General features: G+C 71.6%; 9 protein-coding genes and 1 pseudogene. 3 read left to right on the top strand and 7 right to left on the bottom strand.

Annotated features, from left to right (window positions below; translation table 11 throughout):
- Positions 1 to 39: 39 nt before the first annotated feature.
- The 3 genes and pseudogenes from AC6LJ9_RS05090 to AC6LJ9_RS05080 form a co-directional block, all read right to left on the bottom strand.
- Positions 40 to 168 (bottom strand): annotated as a pseudogene (locus tag AC6LJ9_RS05090) (ESPR-type extended signal peptide-containing protein); the annotation flags it as partial.
- A gap of 196 nt (positions 169 to 364) precedes the next feature.
- A complete protein-coding gene (locus tag AC6LJ9_RS05085; protein ID WP_498146681.1) occupies positions 365 to 1,516 on the bottom strand; it encodes an AAA family ATPase in 1,152 nt (383 codons plus the stop codon).
- A 41-nt stretch (positions 1,517 to 1,557) separates the two neighbouring features.
- Positions 1,558 to 2,448, bottom strand: coding sequence for an RNA ligase family protein (locus AC6LJ9_RS05080; protein ID WP_498146680.1), 891 nt, complete (start codon positions 2,446 to 2,448; stop codon positions 1,558 to 1,560).
- A 475-nt stretch (positions 2,449 to 2,923) separates the two neighbouring features.
- On the opposite strand from AC6LJ9_RS05080, the gene AC6LJ9_RS05075 reads away from it, so the two are divergent.
- Positions 2,924 to 3,625, top strand: coding sequence for a hypothetical protein (locus AC6LJ9_RS05075; protein WP_498146679.1), 702 nt, complete (start codon positions 2,924 to 2,926; stop codon positions 3,623 to 3,625).
- A 27-nt stretch (positions 3,626 to 3,652) separates the two neighbouring features.
- Here AC6LJ9_RS05075 and AC6LJ9_RS05070 read toward each other — a convergent pair whose 3' ends face one another.
- Positions 3,653 to 4,354: a GntR family transcriptional regulator gene (locus AC6LJ9_RS05070; RefSeq protein WP_498146678.1), complete on the bottom strand. Its 702-nt coding sequence runs from the start codon at positions 4,352 to 4,354 to the stop codon at positions 3,653 to 3,655.
- 114 nt (positions 4,355 to 4,468) lie between these two features.
- Here AC6LJ9_RS05070 and AC6LJ9_RS05065 point away from each other — a divergent pair, with 114 nt between their 5' ends.
- On the top strand, positions 4,469 to 5,323 hold the full coding sequence (locus AC6LJ9_RS05065; RefSeq protein WP_498146677.1) for a fumarylacetoacetate hydrolase family protein: 855 nt from the start codon (positions 4,469 to 4,471) through the stop codon (positions 5,321 to 5,323).
- 90 nt (positions 5,324 to 5,413) lie between these two features.
- Positions 5,414 to 6,364: a VOC family protein gene (locus AC6LJ9_RS05060; RefSeq protein WP_498146676.1), complete on the top strand. Its 951-nt coding sequence runs from the start codon at positions 5,414 to 5,416 to the stop codon at positions 6,362 to 6,364.
- 12 nt (positions 6,365 to 6,376) lie between these two features.
- Here the strand turns inward: AC6LJ9_RS05060 and AC6LJ9_RS05055 are convergent, their stop codons facing one another.
- The 3 genes from AC6LJ9_RS05055 to AC6LJ9_RS05045 all read right to left on the bottom strand — a co-directional run.
- Complete coding sequence (locus tag AC6LJ9_RS05055; RefSeq protein WP_498146675.1) at positions 6,377 to 6,964, bottom strand: RNA polymerase sigma factor; 588 nt, start codon at positions 6,962 to 6,964, stop codon at positions 6,377 to 6,379.
- A gap of 2 nt (positions 6,965 to 6,966) precedes the next feature.
- Positions 6,967 to 19,692: a filamentous hemagglutinin family protein gene (locus AC6LJ9_RS05050; protein WP_498146674.1), complete on the bottom strand. Its 12,726-nt coding sequence runs from the start codon at positions 19,690 to 19,692 to the stop codon at positions 6,967 to 6,969.
- A 126-nt stretch (positions 19,693 to 19,818) separates the two neighbouring features.
- The coding region (locus AC6LJ9_RS05045) for a FecR family protein (RefSeq protein WP_498146673.1) at positions 19,819 to 20,472 on the bottom strand (654 nt) is incomplete at its 5' end.

Here is a 20,472-nt window from a genome sequence, read left to right as displayed (position 1 = left end):
TAGCGCCGCCGGCCGCAAACAGCCTTGACCCGACAGCGCGCCTCGCCGAACAGCGCCCGCACGAGCGCGCCGGACGCCGCCCCCCGGACCACGCCCGCGCGCGATTTCGGATACGACGATCCACGCCCCCGAGACACGGTGGCGGACGAGCTTGTAGATGCGGTTCATGTCTGGGCTTCCTGGAAGCGTGCCCACAACGCGATGACGCACGCCAGTGGCCGGAAGGCGAGACGTGGCGGGCCGCGAGCCGGGTTGCGCGGCGGACACTAGAAGGGATTTTTTCCAGAGCTTAGCGATGCGCCCGAACGGGCGCATCGGACTTTAGTCGTAGGGCCGCGCGGCCAGGCCGGCGGCCCGCGAGACGCTACGCGGCCGCGCCTTCGACCTCGTAACGGACCTCATGCGCCTCGCTGGGAACCGGCAGTTCCCAGCGGTGCAGCATGCCCAGCAGCGCCTTGTTGCTCAGCGTGGTGTCGCGCTTGCCATTGCGCCGCAGCAGCTCGTCGCGCGGCTGTTCCAGGTACACGATCTGGACCTCGGCGCCGTAGGCGTAGCACAGGTCCAGCGCCTTGGAGCGCATCTGCCGGCTCAGGTGCGTGGCGTTCCACACGAAGGGCCGGGCCTCGCGCAGCAGCGCCTTCGCCATGTCCGTCGCGTGATGCGCCGCCTTGCCGTCGTTCTCGCCGTGCTTCAGGCCCAGCGCCTCGCGCGCGTCGTCATAGGACACCACGGGCAGGCCCTGGCGCTGCTCGCGCACCCAGGAGTCCTTGCCCGATGCCGGCAGGCCGCACATCAGCGTCACCTTCGAGCCTGGCGTCTGGAACAGCGGATAGTCCGGATGCACGTCGGCGCCACGGAAATAGCTCAGCCGCGTATGCGCGTCGGCGAAGGCCTTGGGCGCGCCGTAGCAGCCCTCTTCCCGCGCCAGCTCGCGGAACAGCTCGATGCTGTCCAGCACGCGCGCCTGGTCGGCGCAGATGCGGCCGCGCATGTCGGCCTCGGCCAGCGCCGCCAGCAGGCGGATGTCCAGCTGCCACGACAGCTCGTGCACCGTCCAGGCCGGCGACACCGGACGGCGCGCGTCCTCCAGGCAGTAGAACGGCACCTGGTGCACCGCGATCAGCCGGCACACGGCCTCGCGCAAGACGAAGGGCGCGCCGGCCTCCCACAGCAGGATGCGCGCGTCGACCGCGCCCTTGCGCGAATGGCCCGGCTGGCCGATGCGGCCCGTCACCGGATCCACCACCGTGGTGCGATGCTTGGCCACGTCGTGCAGCAGCGCGGCGAAGAACAGCACGCCGCGCTCGTCCGGCGTCGCCGCCAGATAGTCGGCCGATTGCAGCAAGGCATCCATCACCATGCAGGTATGCGTCCACACATCGCCCTCGCCGTGATAGCGCGGCTCCTGCGGCGTGGCCTTGGCCAGTTCCAGCACGGGGAAGGCTTCCAGGCAGCGCGCGTGATCCGGCGCCTGGCCGGGGGCAGGCACGAGCGCCTGCATTTGATTCCAATTCATGTCGGTTCTCCCGATTCGTTTATTTTGCCCGCCCGCCGCGCTCACTTGCGCGGTCTGGCGATGGCGTCCAGCGCGTCCAGCCCGAGCGTCGTGCGCAGTCCCAGCGATTCCCAGGTCACGCAAGGACGCTCGGCGTAGATGTCCACGCCCGGCGCCAGCCCGTTCGGCACGATGGGACGACTCGCATGATGCGAGCCGCTGTCCAGGATGGTCTGCACGAAGTCGCGGCGCACGAACTTGTAGCGGGCCAGCACCTGGCGATCGTCCTCGATCTTGAGGTACAGACCCTCCGACAGGTCCGCGCCGTCGGTCTGGCGCCAGCACAGGTCCCAGTCCAGCCCCTCGCGCGCCACGGCTTGCCGAAGGCTGTCCTTCCAGCCCGCGCTCTTGCCCAGCGACCAGCGCAGCAAGGCGCGCAGCTGCGCGGGCCGCGCCGGCATCGGACCGGCGTACAGCACCGGCACCGACAGCACGGGCGAACCGCCCAGCAGCGCGTGGCGGCGCGGCGTCGACAGGAACACGCCCTCGCGCCGGTCATAGACGTCGAACTCATGGAAATGGTGCGGCAGGCAGTCGTAGAACACCGAATGCTTGCTGTACGTCCACTCGCCATACATGACATAGCGGTCTTCGAGCGCGTGCAGCAGCCGCGCCTCGTGCGCGGCGGCCCATTGTTTGAACAGGTTGAACTGCCGTTCGCGGCCGCCGCCCGTCAGGTAGTGGCCGCGAGACTGCAACAGCAGGTCGGCGGCGCCGCTGAACGACAGGCCGGTATTGGCGCCGTCGAGCTTTTCCTCGATGACGACATGGCGGCCAGCCAGCGAGGCCAGCGGCGCCTGGTCGGCGGCGCTGTCGCCGGGCTGCAGCCGCGAGCCTTCGAGATGCGGCGTGCGCGGGTACTTCAGGATGGAATGGATATCGTCGTGATGCATGATTCGTCGCCCGCCGCGTTATTGGCGCGCAAGGGCCTGGGACCAGGAATGGGCCGACGAACGATGCGGGCGCGTGTCAGGTCGCTGTCCCGCCTGAAAGCAGCAGGAAACAGAGTCGCGAGGAAAAGGAGGCGGGTGTCGGGTTCCGCGCGCGGCCTCATGGCAGGCTGGGGGAACGCAGGCAGTGCCGCAGCCCATGCAGGCGCAGACCGCGCCGGATCGAGCTGCTTGCGGCAGTCGTCGGCGATTAGCGGATGACGAAAGTGCGGGACACGTGTGGCTCCAGGGAAAACACGCTTGATGGAGAGAGCGCGAATTCTAGCGCGCGCTCATGAACGCGGGCAACACGTCGGGCACGAAACGTCGCGCATTGCCAACGCATGCGCGTCATGGCGCGTCTGGAATAATGATGGCCGGCCGGCGGCCCGCTCGCGCCGCGCGCCCTTTCCTTCGCGTTGTTTTCCCAGGAGTCCCCATGCTCAGTCACTACCCCCGGTATCGCGCCGTTGCCGCGCAAGGTCTCGCGCACAAGCTGGGCGGCCTGCCCTGGGGCCTGCCCGTCGCGCGCTGGCCGGTGTGCGCGGAATGCGGCCGGCCCATGAGCCATCTGCTGCAGGCGCCCGGGCCGGCGGCGGACGAGGCCTCGCCCGCGCTGCCCTTGCGCGCCGACGAAGTGCTGTACGCGTTCAAGTGCGAGTGGGACAGCATCTGCAGCTTCTGGGAAGAGGATGGCGGCGCCAACGCGGTCTTCACCGTGCCGCGCGCGGAACTGGGAGACGGTCCGACCGCGCCGCCCGCGCATGCCGAGGACGGCGCGCCCGAGATCCTGCCGGAACTCGTCGCGGCCGACTGGCGCATCGCGGACGATGGCGCGCCCGCCGAGCTGGAGTCCGCGTTCTACGACTACGGCTTGCACGACGGCCTGCCGGAGGAGATCGCGCACCCGCATGACTGGGCCTCGGAATGGCGCACGAAGTTCGGCGGCGTGCCGTACTGGACCGCCAACGGCGCGCAGGGCGTGCCCGCCGGAAGGCTGCTGCTGCAGATCGACAACTGGGTGCAGCTGGAAGACGGCGGCAGCGCGGAAGTGGCGAACTTCTGCTCGGACGGCACGGCGTACATCTTCGTCGACCGCTCGCGGGAAGCGCCGGTCTACACGATGATCATCAACCGCTGAGCGGCAGGCGACGGCGCGCTTGAAACCCTAGCGCGCGCCCCATTGCTGCGACGCATGCGCCAGCACCAGCTCGGTGGTGCGGCGCAGATGCCCGGCCAGCAGGTCCGAGGCGCGGGCCGCGTCGCGCGCCAGCGTGGCGTCCAGCAGCTCGCGGTGTTCCCGCGCCACGTCGCGTTCGGGCTCCGGCGCGGCCCCGGACGCGCCCGCCACCGACAGATGCCGGTAGCGCGCCGTCTGGTCGCGCAGCAGCTCGGCGATGGCGATCAGTGAATTCGAGCCGCTGCCGCTGATCAGCGCGGAATGGAAGGCCGCATGCGCCTGTTCCCAATCCGGATTCAGGCCCGCGCCGTCCGGCAGCCGCATCGCCACCCGGCCCAGCCGGTAGTGCGCGCCGGCCAGGCGCTCTTCCCAGTCCAGCCCGCCCTGCGCGATGGCGCGGCGCAGCGCCTCGCACTCCACATGGATGCGCGTGTCGGTGATGTCGGTGAGCTCGGCCGCCGATACGTCGGCCACGCGAAAGCCGCGCTGGTCCTCGGCCACGACGAAACCGCTGGTGGCCAGCCGCGACAGGGCTTCGCGCAGGGGGATCGCCCCGCTGTCGTAGCGCTCGCACAGTTCCTTGATGCGCAGCCGCCCGCCCGGCGGCAGATGCCCCGAGATGATGTCGGCGCGGATGTCGTTCGCCAGCGCGGACGCGGCGGTGCGGAAGGAAGGCGGGGCGGAAAGCATGCGTGACGATAGCCGTGCCAGCTATGAAATTCAATCTGTGCAGGGAAAACCAGAATATATATATTTTTAACAAATACATATTATTTTGGCTGCCACGCAGACCCTGGAGATCCCGTGAAACTGGCTACCGTCCAAATCGATGGCGCGCCCTGCGCCGCCGCCCTGCAACAAGACCGCCTGGCCCTGCTGGCCGCCCCCGGGACCGACCTGGGCGCGCTGCTGCGCCAGGGGCTCGGACTGGCCGACTTCCAGCGCCTGGCCGCCGGCGCCACGGTCCACGTCGATCCGAACCAGGCCGTATTCCTGTCGCCGTCGATCGAGCCGCCCAAGATCCTGTGCGTGGGCCTGAACTACGCCGACCACACCAAGGAAAGCCCTTACGAACAGCCCGACTACCCGACGCTGTTCCTGCGCGTGGCGACCAGCCTGGGCGCCCACAACGCCATCGTCCACCGCCCCGCCGTCAGCGACTCGCTGGACTTCGAGGGCGAGATGGTGGTGGTGCTGGGCAAGGGCGGACGCGACATTCCCAAGGACCGCGCGCTGGAACATGTGTTCGGCTACGCCGCCGGCAACGAGATCTCGGTGCGCGAGTACCAGTTCAAGTCGCCGCAATGGACGGTCGGCAAGAACTTCGACGGCACCGGCACCTGGGGCCCCTACGTGGTCACGGCCGACGAGCTGCCGCCGGGCGGGCGCGGGCTGCGCCTGGAGACCCGGCTGAACGGCGCCACCGTGCAGTCGGCCAGCACCACGGACATGCTGTTCGACGTGGCCACGGTGATCTCCACCGTCAGCCAGGCCATCACGCTGCAGGCCGGCGACATCATCTTCTCCGGCACGCCGGCCGGCGTGGGCTTCGGCCGCACGCCCAAGCTCTACATGAAGGCCGGCGACACGGTCGAGGTCGAGATCGAGCGCATCGGCCTGCTGCGCAATCACATCCTGGACCAGCCGAAGGCCGGCTGAGCGATCCAGCAAGCGCCGGGCCGGTTGCCGGCCAGGGCGCAGAATAGCGATGCCGGCGCTTGTCTGGCGCCGGCCCGCAATGGAGACAGCATGAATTCTGGCGCGTCTATCCTGACCACACCGCTGCTTGCCGTGCATTCGGTGGACGAGTTCGTGTTCAGCGTCCCCGACCTGGAAGCCGCGCGGCATTTCTATGTGAGCTTCGGCCTGGACGTGCGCGACGAGGACGGCGGCCTGGCGCTGTACGCCTTCGGCCATCCGCAGCGCTGGGGCCGCATCCGGCAGGCGGCGGGACGCAAGCGGCTGTCGTGGATCAGCCTGGGCATCCACGCCGGGGACGCGCCGCGCTTCGCCGAACGCCTGGAACAGCTGGGCATCGCGCGCATCGCCGCGCCCGCCGGCGCGGACGAGGGCGGCATCTGGATCGCCGGTCCCGACGGCCTGCCGCTACAGCTGCGCGCCGCGCCCAAGTCCTCGCCCTGCGCGCCGGCGCCGCAGACGCCGCCGCAGCCCTGCGCCAATGCCGGCCGCGCCCCCGCCCGCAGCCGCGCGCCGCGCGTGCGGCCGCTGTACCTGTCGCACATCCTGCTGTTCAGCGCCGACGTGACGCGGGCCACGCGCTTCTATGTGGACGTGCTCGGCCTGCGCGTGTCGGACACGTCCGGCGACGTGATCGCCTTTCTGCACAGCCCGCATGGCAGCGACCATCACCTGATCGCGCTGGCGAAGTCCGGCGGACTGGGCCTGCACCACACCAGCTGGTGCGTGGCCTCGCTGGACGACGTGGGCCTGGGCATGGAACAGATGGGCGCGGCGGGCCATGGCGAGGGCTGGGGCGTCGGCCGCCATGTGCTGGGCTCCAACTACTTCCGCTATGTGCGCGACCCCTGGGGCAGCTACGCCGAGTATTCCTACGACATCGATTTCATCGCGCCCGGCGCGCGATGGCCCGCGGCCGACCATCCGCCCGAGGACGCGCTGTACGTCTGGGGGCCTGCCCTGCCCGCTGACTTCATCACGAACCACGAACAGGACGGCTGAGCGGCGGGCGTTCTAGGCCGACAGGCAGCGGCGCTGGCGGGAACCCGCTCCCGCCCTCAGCGCCTGCGGCGCCCCCAGCGTCTGGCGCGCGCGCCGCACCTCGCCCATGACGCTGTCCACGGTGATGCCGTAGCGCAGCGCCACTTCGCGCGGCGACAGGTCTTCCACGCTGCGGGCCAGCAGGATGGCCTGGCGGCGGCTGGGCAGCGCCTGCAGCGCCCGCATGCAGGACAGCAGCTCCGAGCGCGCCTCGGCCACCTCCGCCGGACCCGGCGCGTCATCGGCCAGCAGGCCGGCGTCATCGCCGTCCTGGCCGACTTCGCGCCAGCCCTGGCGCAGGCCGTCCACGGCCAGGTTGCAGGCCATGCGGAATACGTAGGCGCCGGGATTGCGCACCTCGGCCGCCTGGCTGGTGGCCAGGCGCAGCCAGACATCGTGCAGGCTGTCGCCGGCCAGATCCTCGCTGCCCAGGTAGGCCACCAGCCGGCAACGCAGGTCGTCGTAGTGGCTGGCGATGAAATGCTGCAGCGCCGTCGGCTCGCCCGCGCCGGCGGCGCCCGCCCGGATTTCCACCGGGCGGGCCTCGGTGATGGCGGCCATGGTCAAGGCTGCCAGTTGCGCCGCTCGGCCGGCGTCAGCGCGGCCTGCTGCACCGGTGTCAGCTGGCCGTCGCCGACCATCTGGAACACGCTGTCGGCCCGATAGATCGGCGCCTGCTTGCCGGCGTCGACGCTGGGGCTGGCCGGCGCGCGGCCGGCCGGAAGCTGCTCGTCGCCATAGCCCAGGATCTGCACCGAGATGATCGACGGCAGATTCTGGCGCGAGGCGGCGCGGTCGCGCTGCATCACGTCCTGCGCCGCCGCCGTGGCTGTGGAGGCCGCCGCGCTGGCGCTGGACAGGGCGCCGGTGTTGACCGAGGCCGTCACCGGGATGCCCTTGCTCTCGCCCTGCACCTGGATGTTGGCCGCGTTCACCACATGCAGCGCCGCGATGTTGACGTTGCCCGACACCCGGATGCCGGCCTCGCCGGCGTCGATGGTGCCCAGCGGCGCGATCAGGTCCACGTCGCCCGCCGGCACCTCGGGAATCGGCGCCAGCGTGCCGATGCCGGCGCCGGTGGACGGCACGGTGGGCGACAGCGTCACGTTGCCGAAGGCGTCGTAGACACGGCGCGGCGGCGTGTACAGCACCGTGGTCTTGGCGCCGCGCCCGGCGTTGATGTCGCCGTTCGCCGACCAGGCCTGGATGTGGCCGCCAAACGTGGTCATGATGCGGCTCTGGCCCAGCAGCACGCTGCCCTGCGAATAGAGCTGGATGTTGCCCTGGCCCTGCGTCACCACGCCGGCGCTGGCCGGCGGGGCCACGCCTTCCACGCCCAGCACCTGCTGGCCGCCCGGCGTCATCAGCTGGATGTTGCCGCCGAAACTGCTGCGCAGTCCCGCGCCGCCGTACATCGTGAAGCTGCCCTCGTAGCGGATCGGACCGCCGGCGGCATCGCTCTCGGGGAACAGCGCCGCGATGGCGCGGCGTCCGCGCAGGTAGCTGCCGAAGCGCGGGCCGCCTTCCTCGTTGTACTCGCGGCCGCCTTCCTTCAGCTCGGCGAAGAACAGCTGGCGCGCGTAGATGCCGCGCTCCGCCGGCGCCAGCGCCGCGAAGGCCGCGGCCGCGCCGTCCTGGCCGCCCTCGTAGCCGTGCTGCTTGCGCAGCCAGTTCACCAGGTGCAGCTCGCTTTCCTGGCGATAGTCCTGCGACAGATCACGGCGCTTGCGCGAGGTGTCGGCGGCCGCCTGGGCGTCCACCTTCGCCTGCTGCCGCGCCAGCTCGCCCTGCGCGCCCTGCTCGTCGCCCTGATAGCCGAAGTGCAGGCGCAGCCAGTCCGCCAGCTTCATTTCGCCGCCGTAGGACCGCACCACGCGATCCGGATTGGCGCCCAGCGTTTCGCCGGCGGCCAGCGCGCGGGTCGGATCCAGATAGCGCGCCAGCAGGCCCGCGTAGTCCGGCCCCGCCGCGCCCACGCCGGCCAGCACGGCAATGTCCGCGCCGAGCCGGTTGTCGCCGCGCACGATGGCGCCCAGGCTGCGCACGCTGGCCGCGTCGTCCTGGCGCACCTGGCGCGCCGCCTGCATCAGCAGCGTGCCGGGGCCCGCCACCTGCGCATTGGCGTAGATAATGTCGCGGCCGGCCTCGATCAGCGACAGATCGCGCGCATTGTTGTGCAGCGCGGTGACATCCAGGCGCATGATGTCGCGGCCCGCCCGCACCGATACCGGCACGGCGGCCTCGTACCAGGTGTCCGTGCTGCGGCTGGTCCCGCGCATGTCGACCACCGCGCCGCTCTTCAGGCCGAGGATGTCACCCGTGACCGCGTAGAACCTGGCGACGGTGTCATCGCCCGCGTGCAGCGCGCGGTTCGTGGGCGAGGCCGGCCCGAAGACGAACAGCGGCTTGTTGTACCCCAGCGACCCAGGCTGCACGCCATCCTTGCTGGTATTGGTCAGGATGGGATTGCCGTTCGAGACATCGAAGGCGCTGAAGGCCGGACGCCAGGGCGTGGGCAGCGGCGCATCGGCCGCCGACATCGACACGGCATGGGCGCCATTGGCCAGGATGGAGCGGCCCGCCAGCATCTCGAGCTGGCCGCCCGCGGACGGCGCCAGCAGCAGCACCGGGTTGTCGTAGCCCGCGGCATTGTCGGCCAGCACGATGTTGCCGTCGGCCGCCACGGCGCGCACGATGGACGGATACACGAAATAGCGGCGGCCGTCCGCCGACACCCGCGTGACATCGGAAGACAGTTCTTCTCCCAGGAACCGGCTGTTGCTGACGGTCATCGGGGTGAGGTTGCCGCCGGCCGAGAACAGATTGATCGCGGTGGACGGCGTCCACAGCGTGAACCAGCCGTTGCCGCCGCCAACGACCGGATCCGCCGCGCCGATCATCTGGTAGGGACTGGAATTGACCTGCGTGACGCGGCCAGGGTCGCTGACGCCGCCCAGCACCAGGTCGGCGCGCGTGTCGATCCAGGCCACGGCGTCGCCCAGCACCAGGCGCGGCCCGCCCATGACCCGGCCCCCGGCCACGGCATAGGGATCCGGAGCGCGCAATCCCGAGCCGTCGCCGTAGCGCAGGTCCATGCCGCCCATCTGCCCGGCCGACAGGCTGATCCGGCCACGCAGGTTGCCGAGCACGCCGTTCAGGTCCAGGTTGTCGGAGCCGCCCGTGTGCGACGGCCCGATCGCCTGCAGCTGGGTGGCGCTCAGCGTGGGATTCAGGCTGCCGCCGATGCGCAGGTCCAGATCGCCGCCGCCGGTCAGCACCAGGTTGCCATCCAGCAGGCGACCAGTGCTGGCGACCACCGCGGTCAGCCCTTGCGAGCGCGCCGCCATGCCGTTGACATAGAGCGCCGCGTCGCCGCGCGCGTCGCGCACGCCCGCGTCGCGGCCGGCGGCGATGCTGACGTTGCCGCCGCCCAGCGTGCCGAAGCCGGTGAAGCCCACCACCCTCGGTTCCTTGTAGCCGGCGCCGTAGGGGGAATCGACCGTGTAGGCGCCGAAATTGATCCACCAGCTGGGCGCGATATCGGCCACGCCCGGCGTGCCGATGCTGCCCTGGCGCCACAGCCAGGCGCCGGTCATCGTGCTGGAATAGCGCGCCAGGCTGCTGGTCCAGTCGACCTCGACGCCGCTGTTGGCCGCGGCTCCCATGGCATCGCCGTATACGTCGCGCGCGGCATCGACCAGCAGGTTGCCGCCGTGGTCGGGATACCAGGCCCGGTAAGACGCCATGGCGGCGTCGTACTTGCCGTCCAGCTGCATCAGGCCCAGCACGCCGGTCTTGCCGTCATAGCCGCGCGCCAGGTTGAAGCGCGCGTCGGCCGCGCCCAGCGAGGTGGGCGTGCCGGCGGTGTACACGCCGTACAGCGAGGCCATGCCCACGTCGCGCCCGGCCAGCAGCGACAGGTCGCCGGCGCCAGTGCGCAGCACGCTGAACAAGGGCGAGCCGAAGACGTACTTGTAGGTGCGGGTGACGATGGTTTCCGAGGTGCCGCCACCCTCGCAGTGGGCGGCATTGGCGCAGATGGCGTCCTCGGTCTTGTTGAGCGCGGCGGCCATTTCCTGCACCGTCTTGCCGACCCAGCTGGCGTTGCCCGCCCATTGCTGCGATCCGGCGGCCGTCACCCTGCGCGGTTCCGGTTCGCAATAGGCGCCCCAGGAACACAGCGTTTCCCAGTCCATCTGCCATTCGTCGGCGATCGGCTTGATCGGCTTGCCGGCCAGCGAGGGATCTCCGATCAGTTCCTCGGCCCCCAGCGGCGTCAGCACCATCACGCCGACAAAGACGGTCTTGGAGGTCTCGGTTCCCCGGCCCGCCAGGCCGTAGTGCGTGTCGGACATCACCAGATCGCCCTTGCTCAGGACGTTGCGCGTGCGCACGTCGGCCGAGCCCAGGTCGGCGCCAGCCACCGCGGTCAGCGTCCAGGCGCTGGCGCCCGCGCCCAGCATGGGCGCCAGCGCCCAGTTGCGGCCCTGCTTGCCGTCCGGCCCCTTGGGTCGCAGGTCCACCGGCTTGCCGCCCAGCAGCACCAGCTTGGTCTGCGACGGGATCAGCGAGCCCTGCGCCAGCGTGATCTGCGCGCTGGCCTTCAAGTCGGCCGGCAGCGGCACGCCCTTGGGCCAGGTGAAGGCGCGCACGGCGGCCTCGCCGCGCAGGACGAAACCGGCGCCCAGTTGCGCGCCCGGCGCGAGCTTGAGCTCGCCGGCCAGCACGGTGCCGGCGCGCAGCACGCGGCCGTCGGCGGCCGTGACGTCGCCGGTCAGCACCAGCCCGGCCGGCAGCGACAGGGCCGCGTCCAGCGTCATCGCCACGGGCAGCACGGTGCCGGCGGGCAGCGTGACGGGCGCGACCGGCAGGTCGTAGTTCAGCTTGCTGCCGGTGGGGAACATCGTGCCGGCCTCCAGCTTGACGCCGCCGATCGGCACCACCAGGTCGCCGCCGAAAGCCGTGATGCCCTGCGAGCCGAGACGGCCCTGGACCAGCTGCCAGCCGGCGTCATCCGGCGAATCCGGCGGCGGCCCGAAGCCGTCGTTGATGCTGCCGTAGATGTTCAGGTTGCCGCCGGCGCGCAGCACCAGCACGCCGGGTTCGCCATAGCCGCGCCGCGCGGGCGTGAGGCGGTCGGCGCCCGGCCCGTAACGGTAGTTGGACAGGTCGATGTCGCCGGACACGGTCAGGTCGCCGTCCGGCGTGGCGCTGACGACTTCCACGCCCGGACGCAGCTTGTACGCGCCCAGGCCGGCCAGGCGCGCGGCCACCGCCGGGTTGGCCAACGCGGCGTTCATGTAGGTCTGGTTCTGGCCGTCGATGCCGTCCAGATAGCCTTGCGTGATTTCCTGCGGGCGCTTGCCGGTGACGTCCGGCGCGGCGGCCAGCGGCGCGTCGTCGTAGCGGCGGAAGGCGTTGACCGCCACCGTCTTGGCGCCCTGGATCAGCGGAGTGCCCGCGACCGACACGGCCACGTCGTTGGCGCCGTTGCCGGAGCCGGCGATCGCGCCGCGCTCGGCGCCGCCGCCCAGGCGACGCGCGTTCAGGTCCAGCGTGCCGCGAGCCACGCCGTCGTTGTTCTGCGCGCCGACGCCGGCGCGCAGGTCCACCTGGGCGCCGGCGCCCAGCGACAGCGTGCCGGTGCGCGAGGTCAGGTCGACGATGGCGCGGTTGGCGCTGTCGATGATCTTGCCGTAGCTGTCCACGCGCAGCGTGGTCGAATGCGCGTCGAGCACGCCGTTGATGACCAGGTCGCCCATGGCCGCCAGGCGAATGCTGCCGACCTGCGGACCGCTGGCATCGATGCGGCCGTTGACGGTGAGGCTGCCGCCGTCGACCACCAGTTCGACGTTGCGGGCCCGCAGCTCGTCGCCGACCGTCAGGTCGCCGCGCTTGATCTGGAAGCGGCGCGCGCCAAAGAATCCGCCTTCGGTCAGGCGGGCGTTCAGCTCGCCAAAGTCGGCCAGCGCCTGCGCGCGCAGCACGGCTTCGCCGCCTTCGTACGGCACCAGCGTGCCGCCCGCGTCGTAGCGGCCGGAGGCCGTGGCGCGCAAGGTGCCACCCAGGTCGATGCGACCCGCCGAGTTGCCCAGCGCGATGGCCTGCACGCGGCCGGCGCGGTTGTTGCGCGCCGACACGTCGATGAGCGCGCCCTTGGCCTGCGTGATATCGCCAGCCATGCTCTGCAGCTCCAGGTCGCCGCCCCAGCTGTAGCGCAGCTGGTCGAACAGGCGCACCTCGCGGCCGGCCAGGTCGATGCGCGAACCCGCGCCCAGCGCGATGTTGTCGTCGGCCTTGATCGACAGCTTGCCCGAAGGCAGCGCCACCGTCGTGTCCAGCGACACGCTGCGGCCGGCCAGGTTGATGGTGGCGCCCAGCGCGTCGCGCGCGGCCGCGGCCGCGCCGGTGCCGGCGACGGACAGCGCGCCGCCTGCCTTGACCGTCATCACCGAACCGGCCTCGCCGGTCAGGAGCGGCGTGCGGATCAGCAGGTCGCCGCCGCGATAGCGCCAGCCGTCCTGCGCGTTGTAGCCGTCCTGTTCGTGATAGACCGACAGCCCGCCCCGGGCCCGACCCGCGATCATCTTGGCGGCGTCCAGGGTCACGGAGGAAAAGCCCAGCAGCAGGCGTTCGGCCGTCACCAGATCGTTCGGCAGCTGATACGGCGAGGACTCCAGCCGGATCGTGTCGGCCACGACGTTCAGCTTGCCGTGCCCGAGCTGGTCCAGCATGGCGCCGCCGGGCGCCTGCGGCTTGGTGGCGCCGACATTGATGCCGTTGCGGTCCGCGGCGATCGCGCCCGCCCAGATGAACTCGCCGGCGGCGATGGTGGCCGTGTCGCCCGCCGCGCCGTAGCCGTAGATGGCCGGCGCGCCCAGCACCAGCCGCTGCAGCGAGCGGCCGCCCGCGCCGCGCGCGTCCAGCGCCACCGCGCCGTACACGTTGATTGACTCGTTCGCGTTCAGGATCAGGCTCTCGAGCGCCGGCGCGCCCAGCGCCGTATTGCCGCGCAGCAGCGTGGCCAGCACGTCCTGGTTCATCTCCAGGCCCGGCGGCAGGTGGCCCGCCGCGCCGGCCTGCTGCAAGGCCTGGGCGCTGCCCAGGTTGACGGCCGATACGCTCAGCGCCAGGTTGCGCGTGCCGTACTGCACCGTGTCGCGCCAGGTGAAGCCGCCGCTGGTGGCCGCGCCGATGGACCCTTCGGACAGCAGCAGGGACGCGCCGCCGCAGGCCGCGACGCAGCCGCCGACGTCGATGGCGGTGCCGGCGCCGCCCTTGGGCGCCATCAGGTTCACCAGCCCGTTCGATACGGCCAGCAAGGCGCCCGAGGTCAGCGCGTAGTACGTGCCCGTGCGCGCGTCCAGCGCCGCCGCGCCGCGCCCGAGCGTGGACAGCGTCGCGCCCTGCTCGACCATGATGCCGCGCCCGCCGGAGGCCGCGTACAGGAAGATCTCGGGCGCCGACAGCACGGCGCCGCTGCGCACCAGCAGTTGCGTGTTCTTGGCGTACACGTCCATCTGGCCCGAGTCGTACACGCCCCGGCCCGGCGTGCCGCCCAGGAACATCGCGCCGGCGGACAGCGCGTTCAGATCAGAGGCCTGGATCGCCGCGGCCTTGGGCCCGAGGATGGGCGTCTGTCCCGCCGCCAGGATCTCAAGCCCCTGGGCCGGCCCGTTGACGACCAGGTTGCCCGCGTATCCGCCGCTGTCCTTCGGCACGCCGAAGCGCGCCAGGCCCTTGAACGACAGCGCCGGCTGCCGGCCCATGCCCGCGCCCTCGTCCAGGGTCAGCTGCAGCGCGCGGGCGTCGACGGTCATCAGGCCGCGCTGGGTGCCCTTGCGCGCCGCGTCCGCCAGGAGGAAGGCGTTGTAGGAGGTCTCGTTGTATTGCGCATGGCGCCGCAGCACGTCGCCCGGCGTGAACAACAGGCTGGTCGGCAGCGCCGCCCGCTGCGCGGTGCCGGCCGTGCCCAGCCAGCCGCTGCCGACCCAGGAGCCGCCGCGCGTGCGCGCCACGGCGGACGCGTCATAGGCGCCCTGCGCGCCCAGCTCGACGCGGAACGCGCCCGGCAACAGCGCATAGGTCGAGGGCAACAGCGTATAGGTGCCGGCCGGCAGGCCCGGCACGCCGGCGCCGATGGTCACCTGCCGGCCCACCGCCGGACTGCCCGCGCCCGCGTCGGCCGCGATCGGCGCCTGGTTGCCGGCAAAGCCCGGCACGATGGCATAGACGGCGTTGCCCGAACGGCTGAAGCCGAATCCCGGATTGGCGTCGGCCATGGCGTAGCGCAGCACGTCCACCGAGCCGCCGCGTCCGCGCACGAAGGCGCCGCCGCTCAGTTCACCGCCGCCGGACAAATCCAGCACGGCGCCCTCGGCCACCTCGACCGCCTTGCCCTGGATCTCGATCTTGCGACCATCGTAGCCGGCGGAGCCGGTGGCGTCCGGCTTCACCTCATTGCCGGCGTAGAGGTACTTCACCCCATCCACCGTGCCGCCATAGGGCATGAGCAGCCCCGCGCCGCTGACGGAGGTCAGGCTGCCCGGCAGGAACCGTACCGTGCTCGGCGCCTGCGGGTTGCTTTCGAAGACGATGCTGCCCAGCGGCGCGCGCAGCACGCCGCCCTGTTCGATCAGCGGCGCCATGAGCGTCAGCCCGCCGAACGCGGCATACGGCACCGCGGGCAGATCGCCGGAGGCGCGCCGGATCGTCAGGACCGCCTTGGGGTTGTAGCTGTAGATGTCTCCCTGCGGCCCCTTTGCCATGTACTCGCCCGCGGCGATGATGCCGCCGCCCCGGGTGGTCGTGTAGATCTGCGCGGCGCTCAGCGTCATGCGGTCGGGCGCCGCCAGCTTGGTGCGGATGCTGCGGTCGACAAAGCCCGGGCTACCCATGCGCAGGTCGCCCTGGACGTCGAAGCGCACGTCGTCAAAGCCGATCAGGTCGCGCAGGCCGCGCACATCCACCAGATTCGCCGACACGTTCAGCCGGTTGCCGTTGTGGAAGTACTTCAGCGGCTCGGGTCCGAGTTGCACGAAGAAATCGGCACCCTGCAGCCCCACATAGCGCGACTGATTGAACAGCACGTAGGGCGCGCGCAGGTCCACCACGCTGGCCGCCGGCGCGTCCGCGCGCAGCGTCAGCACCCCCGACAGGCGCAGGCTCTGGCGCATGGCCAGCGTCACGTTGCCGTCGGCGAATACGCTGGCATCGAGCGCCAAGTTGTCGAAGCCGCCCGCCTCGACGCGGTCCACGCCCAGGCGGCCCGTGCCGTAGACCAGCTCGGCGCTGGCCTGGCCCGGCCGCAGGCCGGCGGCCAGCCGGCTCTCGCCCTGGCGCTGCGTCAGCACCAACCGGCGCTCCTGCAGCACCGCCTGTTCCGGCGACAGGTTGCGCTGGTAGAAGGCACCGCCGAACGCAATGCCCAGCGTGCCGCCGGCCGCCTGCGCCGAACCGGCCGCCGCGCGCAGCGCGCCGTCCAGGTGCAGGCTGTTGGCCGAGGCCAGCACGATGCTGCCGCCGTCCGAGCCGACCAGCGTCGCGCCGCGTCCCGGCAGGTCCAGCACGGCCTGCGTGCCGGACGCGTCCAGCAGCGAGCCGGGACGCAGGATGACGTGGCGGTCGATGGGACGGGTGCGCGTATCGACATCGGCCTCCCAGTTCAGCGTGCCGCCGATCTCGATGGCGCCGCCGGCCTGCACCGTGCCATAGCGCCGGCCCCTGGCGTCGGTCGCCACATGGCTGCGGCCGGCGGTGTCCAGCACCGCCTGCTCGCCGATCCAGACCGAACGGGGATTGGCCTTCGGCACATAGGGCTGCTCGCCCTGGCGCGGCTCCTGGATGGAAATGCGGCCGCCCCAGGCATCGAGCCGGCCCAGCACGGTGATCTGGTCGGCGCCCCGGATCTGGATCGAGCGGCCGGGATCGACGCTGACGCGCGCGCCCTCGCCCACCACGATGGGGCCGCCTTGCGCGGCCCGGTCCGAGTACAGCGCCAGGTCGGCGCCGGCGCGCTGCGTCAGCGTGCCGCGCAGCGCGTCCTCGGTATACAGCGCCGGCGTCCAGCGCGTCAGGACGTCGGCGGGCGGGGCGCCCGAACCGGGCGCCTGCGCGGCGCCGCCCTCCAGCCGCAGCACCGGCATGAGCACGTCGATCTGCGCGCCGTCCGCGACGGTCAGGCCCTTGTAGCCGTTGATCTCGTACTTGCCGAAGCCGGTGCTGAACAACGACGGGTCCAGCCGCAGCGTAGTGGCGTCCTGCGCATCCACGGGGCCGCCCAGCACGATCTTGCCGCCGCTGGCCACGGACAGCGTGCCGCCGCCCGTGACGCCGTAGCCGCGCACCTCGCCCGCGAAGGACAGCAGGCCGCCGTTGGAAGGAATCTGGCCCAGCACATGCGAGGCCAGCGTCACATTGCCGCCCTTGCCGCCTTGCAGCTTGCCATCGGACACCAGCGAGGCGCCAGCGGTCACGTCCAGCACGCTGCCCGCGTCCACGGCCACGTCACCGGTGCCGCGCAGCGCGATGCGGCCGCCGTCGCGCACCGGCAGGCCGGCCAGGCCGTCGGCGTCCCGCAGCAGATTGGCCCAGACGCCGCGCGCGTCCAGCATCACGCCGCCCGCGACGTGCAGCCGCGCCTGCTGGTTGGCGGCCGGGGCCAGCGCCGAGTCCTCGAGCCGCACGGCCAGGAACGACGGTTGGTACAGCACGTTGCCGGCCTGGATCAGGCCGCCGCGGCTGGTCAGATTGGCCTTGACGTCCACGTCCGGCGCATACAGCGTGATTTCGCCGCCATCGGCGCCGCGCAAGGCCGCATCGACGGTGATGGAACGTCCGGCCGCGACGCGCAGCCGGCCCAGCGAGAAGCCGTTGAGCTGGTTCGCGTCCAGGAACAGCTTGCCCTTGTTTTCCTGCGGCAAGGCGGCGCCCAGGTCCAGGCCGTCGGCCACCCGCTCGCGTCCCGCGCCCAGCACCACTTCGGCCACCGTGTCGCCGGTGGCGCCCAGCTGGGAATAGATCTGGCGCGAGGCGGTGTCGTAATAGCGCACATCGTTGCCGACCACCAGGCCGGCGCGGCGCGCGGCGGCGCGCTGCGACTGGCTGTAGCCGTCCAGCCCGGACTGCGGCGCGCGGTCCTGGCGCGTGCCCTGGTAGGTGTCGCCGACCAGATCGCCTTCCAGCACGGCGCTGCGGGTCGAGATGAGCAGCGTGCCGGCGTCGCGGCCGACCGTGTAGCCGTCCTCGTAGCGGGTGCGCGGCGCCAGCAGCGGGTTGTAGAAGCGGCGCGTGGCCTTCTCGCCCCAGCGCGCGGAACGCTGCTCGTAGCCTTGGTAGACGCCGGTGTAGAGCACGTCGCCCGGGGCCTTGTCGGCCACGTACAGGCGGCCATCCGCGCCGCGCAGCCAGGTCTGCTGCAAGGTGCCGGCGCGCACGTCCAGCGTGCCGCCCGACAGGTTGATGCTGGAGCCCTTCTGCGTCACCACCTCGGCGCCCTCGAAGCGCACTTGGCCGCCCTGCGCCAGCCAGTGGCTGACCGGCACGCCCATGGTGCCCAGGTAGCCGCCGACTTCCAGCAGGCCGCCGCCGCTGTACCAGCGGTCGCCGTCATAACCGCCGCTGCCGCTGGCGACGCGGATCAGCTCGCGCCGATCCAGCCAGATATCGCCGTTGTTGAGCTTGCCGCTGTCGCGGTTCATCGGCGCGTCGCGCTGCTCGTTGCCCTGGACGTTGATCTTGAGATTGTTCGATTCCATCGACACGGCTACGCCGATGGCGCCGCTCACGTCGATCTGCGCGCCGTCGCGCACCAGCGTGCGCTTGCCGGCCTTGACCCCGACCTGCCCGCCGGTCGCCAGCGTCAGCGAATCGCCCTGGAAGTCGACCGTGCCGCCGCTCTCCACCTGCACCAGCGACAGGTCGCGGCGATACGGGTCGGTCTGCCCCAGCGTCTGGCCCGTGGCCTGGCTGGCGGGCATCAGGGCGTCGCGCTGGCCGTCCAGGGCGGTGGCGCCGTCCAGGTCCACCAGGATGGCGGAGGTCGAGCCGGAACGCAGCGTCACCGCGCCATCGGCGCCGACGCCGTTCAGGTGGATAGTGCCGCGCGCGTCCACCGAGGTGGTCGAGGCCAGCACGCCGGCCTGCTCGACCTGGCGCGCGGCCAGCGTGATGTCGCCCAGCGGCGACAGGATCAGGCCGCGATTGCGCACCGCGCCTTCGCCCGAGGCCGTCACGTCATTGCCGCGTGTGGTCGAGGCGACGTTGCCCTCGGTGCCCTGGCCGCGCTTGATCACGAAATTGTCGCCGGCCGCCAGCGCCGCCTGGCCCTTGGGCGTGGTGATGGTGCCGGCATTGTCGACCTCGCGGCCCAGCAGCAGGACGTAGCCGCCGGACTGGGTCACGGTCGAAGGACGGCTGGTCTCGATGACCGCGCCCGGGCGCAGCTCGATCTTGCCCAGCGCATCAGTGAAATTGGGCGTCTTGCCGTCCGCGCTGTACAGGCCGTTGTTCTGGAACTGCTCGTCGCTGAGGCGCGTGGCCGCGGCCACCAGGTTGCGCACGTTCACCTGCGCGCCGCCGTCGAACACCACGCCGTTGCGGTTGACGATCATCACCGTGCCGTCGGCCTTGATCTGGCCTTGGATCTGCGACGGACGCGCCTTCGGATCGTTGACGCGGTTCAGCACCGCCCAATTCGGATCCTGGCGGAATTGCACCGTGGTATTGCGGCCGACGTTGAAGGTCTCCCAGTTCAGGATGGCCTTCTCGCCGGTCTGCTCGATGGCGACGTTGACGCGGCCGTTGGCGGCGGTCTGCACCGGCGCCCTGGCGTTGCGCCAGCCGGCGGTCAGGGGATTGGCGTCCACCTTGAGACCGCCCTCCGCCAGGCCGTCCGGCGCCGCGCCGCCCGTGGCCAGCGCGGCATCGCGGGCCGCGCGCTGCGCCGCCTGCTGCGCGGCGATCGACGCGGCGGTGCGCCCCAGGTTGCCCACCGAGCGCTGCAGCTGCTCGCGCGCGGCCTGCGACTGGCGCGCGCCGTCCGGCAGCCCCAGCGCCGGTTGCCCGTTGGGCAGGCGGCCCGTGACCGCCGTGTTGGCCTGCGCCGCGCCCTTGGCCGCGAACCAGCCGCTGCTGAACGCGGCGGGCTGGGCATGGGCGGCGCCCGCGCCGACGAGCGCGAGCGAGGCCAGCGCGGTCGCCAGCGGCGTACGGCGCGGCGCCAGCCGGCCCTTGAGGCTGGCGGCGGGGCAGTTGCGGATGCGGGAGGGAGTGCGGGTGTGGCCGGGCATGGAAACGGACTCAGGTTGGGGACCGGATGGCGCGCGCCCGGTATGACTCGGGCCGCTCGCCTGCGATATCTCCTGTCGTGTTTGCCCGCCCGGAACCCGAACTGGTTTTTTCGTGAATCTTTTGTGTCAGCTCAATAACACGATGCCCTTGGGCAGCTGGCGCACATGCGCGCCGAATGCCTCGCGGATCCGGTCGATCGCCAGGTCCAGCCGGGCGATCTGGAAACGCCCGCTGACCCGCCGCGCCGCCAGCGCGTCGTCCAGCACCATGATGCGGCCGGGCCGGTAGCGGTTGATCTCGGCCACCGCCTCGGACAGCGGCATGTCTCGGAACACCAGCACGCCCTCGCGCCAGCCCATGGCCTGCTCCATGTCGGCGCGCGCCGGCGCCGTCACCGCGACGGCGCCGTAGCGCGCCTGCTGGCCGGCTTCCAGCGCCAGTTCGCGCGAAGGATGGCGGATATCCACGCGCCCCCGCAGGCAGGTGACCGTGACCTCGTCGCCGCTGCGGCGCAGCCCCACGCTGGCGGCGCCCAGCAGGATCTCGCCGGCGCCGGCCGCGACGGTCAGGCCCTGGCCCTGCTCGGCGCAGGTGATCGCGGCCTGCCCTTCCAGCAACTCAAGGCGGCGCGGGCCGTCGGCCACGTTCATGCGGGTGCGGGCGTCCAGTTCGACCACGGCCTGCCCGCCGTCCCAGTCGACGGTGCGCTGCTCGCCCACCGCCGTGCTGTAGTCCGCGCCCAGTCCTTCCAGGCTGGCCCACCAGCCCAGCGGCGGCAG

Source organism: Achromobacter sp. 1011811831, assembly GCF_059760905.1.
This window is presented reverse-complemented; position numbering and strand designations above follow the sequence as displayed.

Coding starts and splice junctions, on each gene's coding strand:
- AC6LJ9_RS05080 (WP_498146680.1), bottom strand. CDS start 2,448: ATGCATCACGACGATATCCATTCCATCCTGAAGTACCCGCGCACGCCG.
- AC6LJ9_RS05075 (WP_498146679.1), top strand. CDS start 2,924: ATGCTCAGTCACTACCCCCGGTATCGCGCCGTTGCCGCGCAAGGTCTC.
- AC6LJ9_RS05070 (WP_498146678.1), bottom strand. CDS start 4,354: ATGCTTTCCGCCCCGCCTTCCTTCCGCACCGCCGCGTCCGCGCTGGCG.
- AC6LJ9_RS05055 (WP_498146675.1), bottom strand. CDS start 6,964: ATGGCCGCCATCACCGAGGCCCGCCCGGTGGAAATCCGGGCGGGCGCC.
- AC6LJ9_RS05060 (WP_498146676.1), top strand. CDS start 5,414: ATGAATTCTGGCGCGTCTATCCTGACCACACCGCTGCTTGCCGTGCAT.
- AC6LJ9_RS05050 (WP_498146674.1), bottom strand. CDS start 19,692: ATGCCCGGCCACACCCGCACTCCCTCCCGCATCCGCAACTGCCCCGCC.
- AC6LJ9_RS05085 (WP_498146681.1), bottom strand. CDS start 1,516: ATGAATTGGAATCAAATGCAGGCGCTCGTGCCTGCCCCCGGCCAGGCG.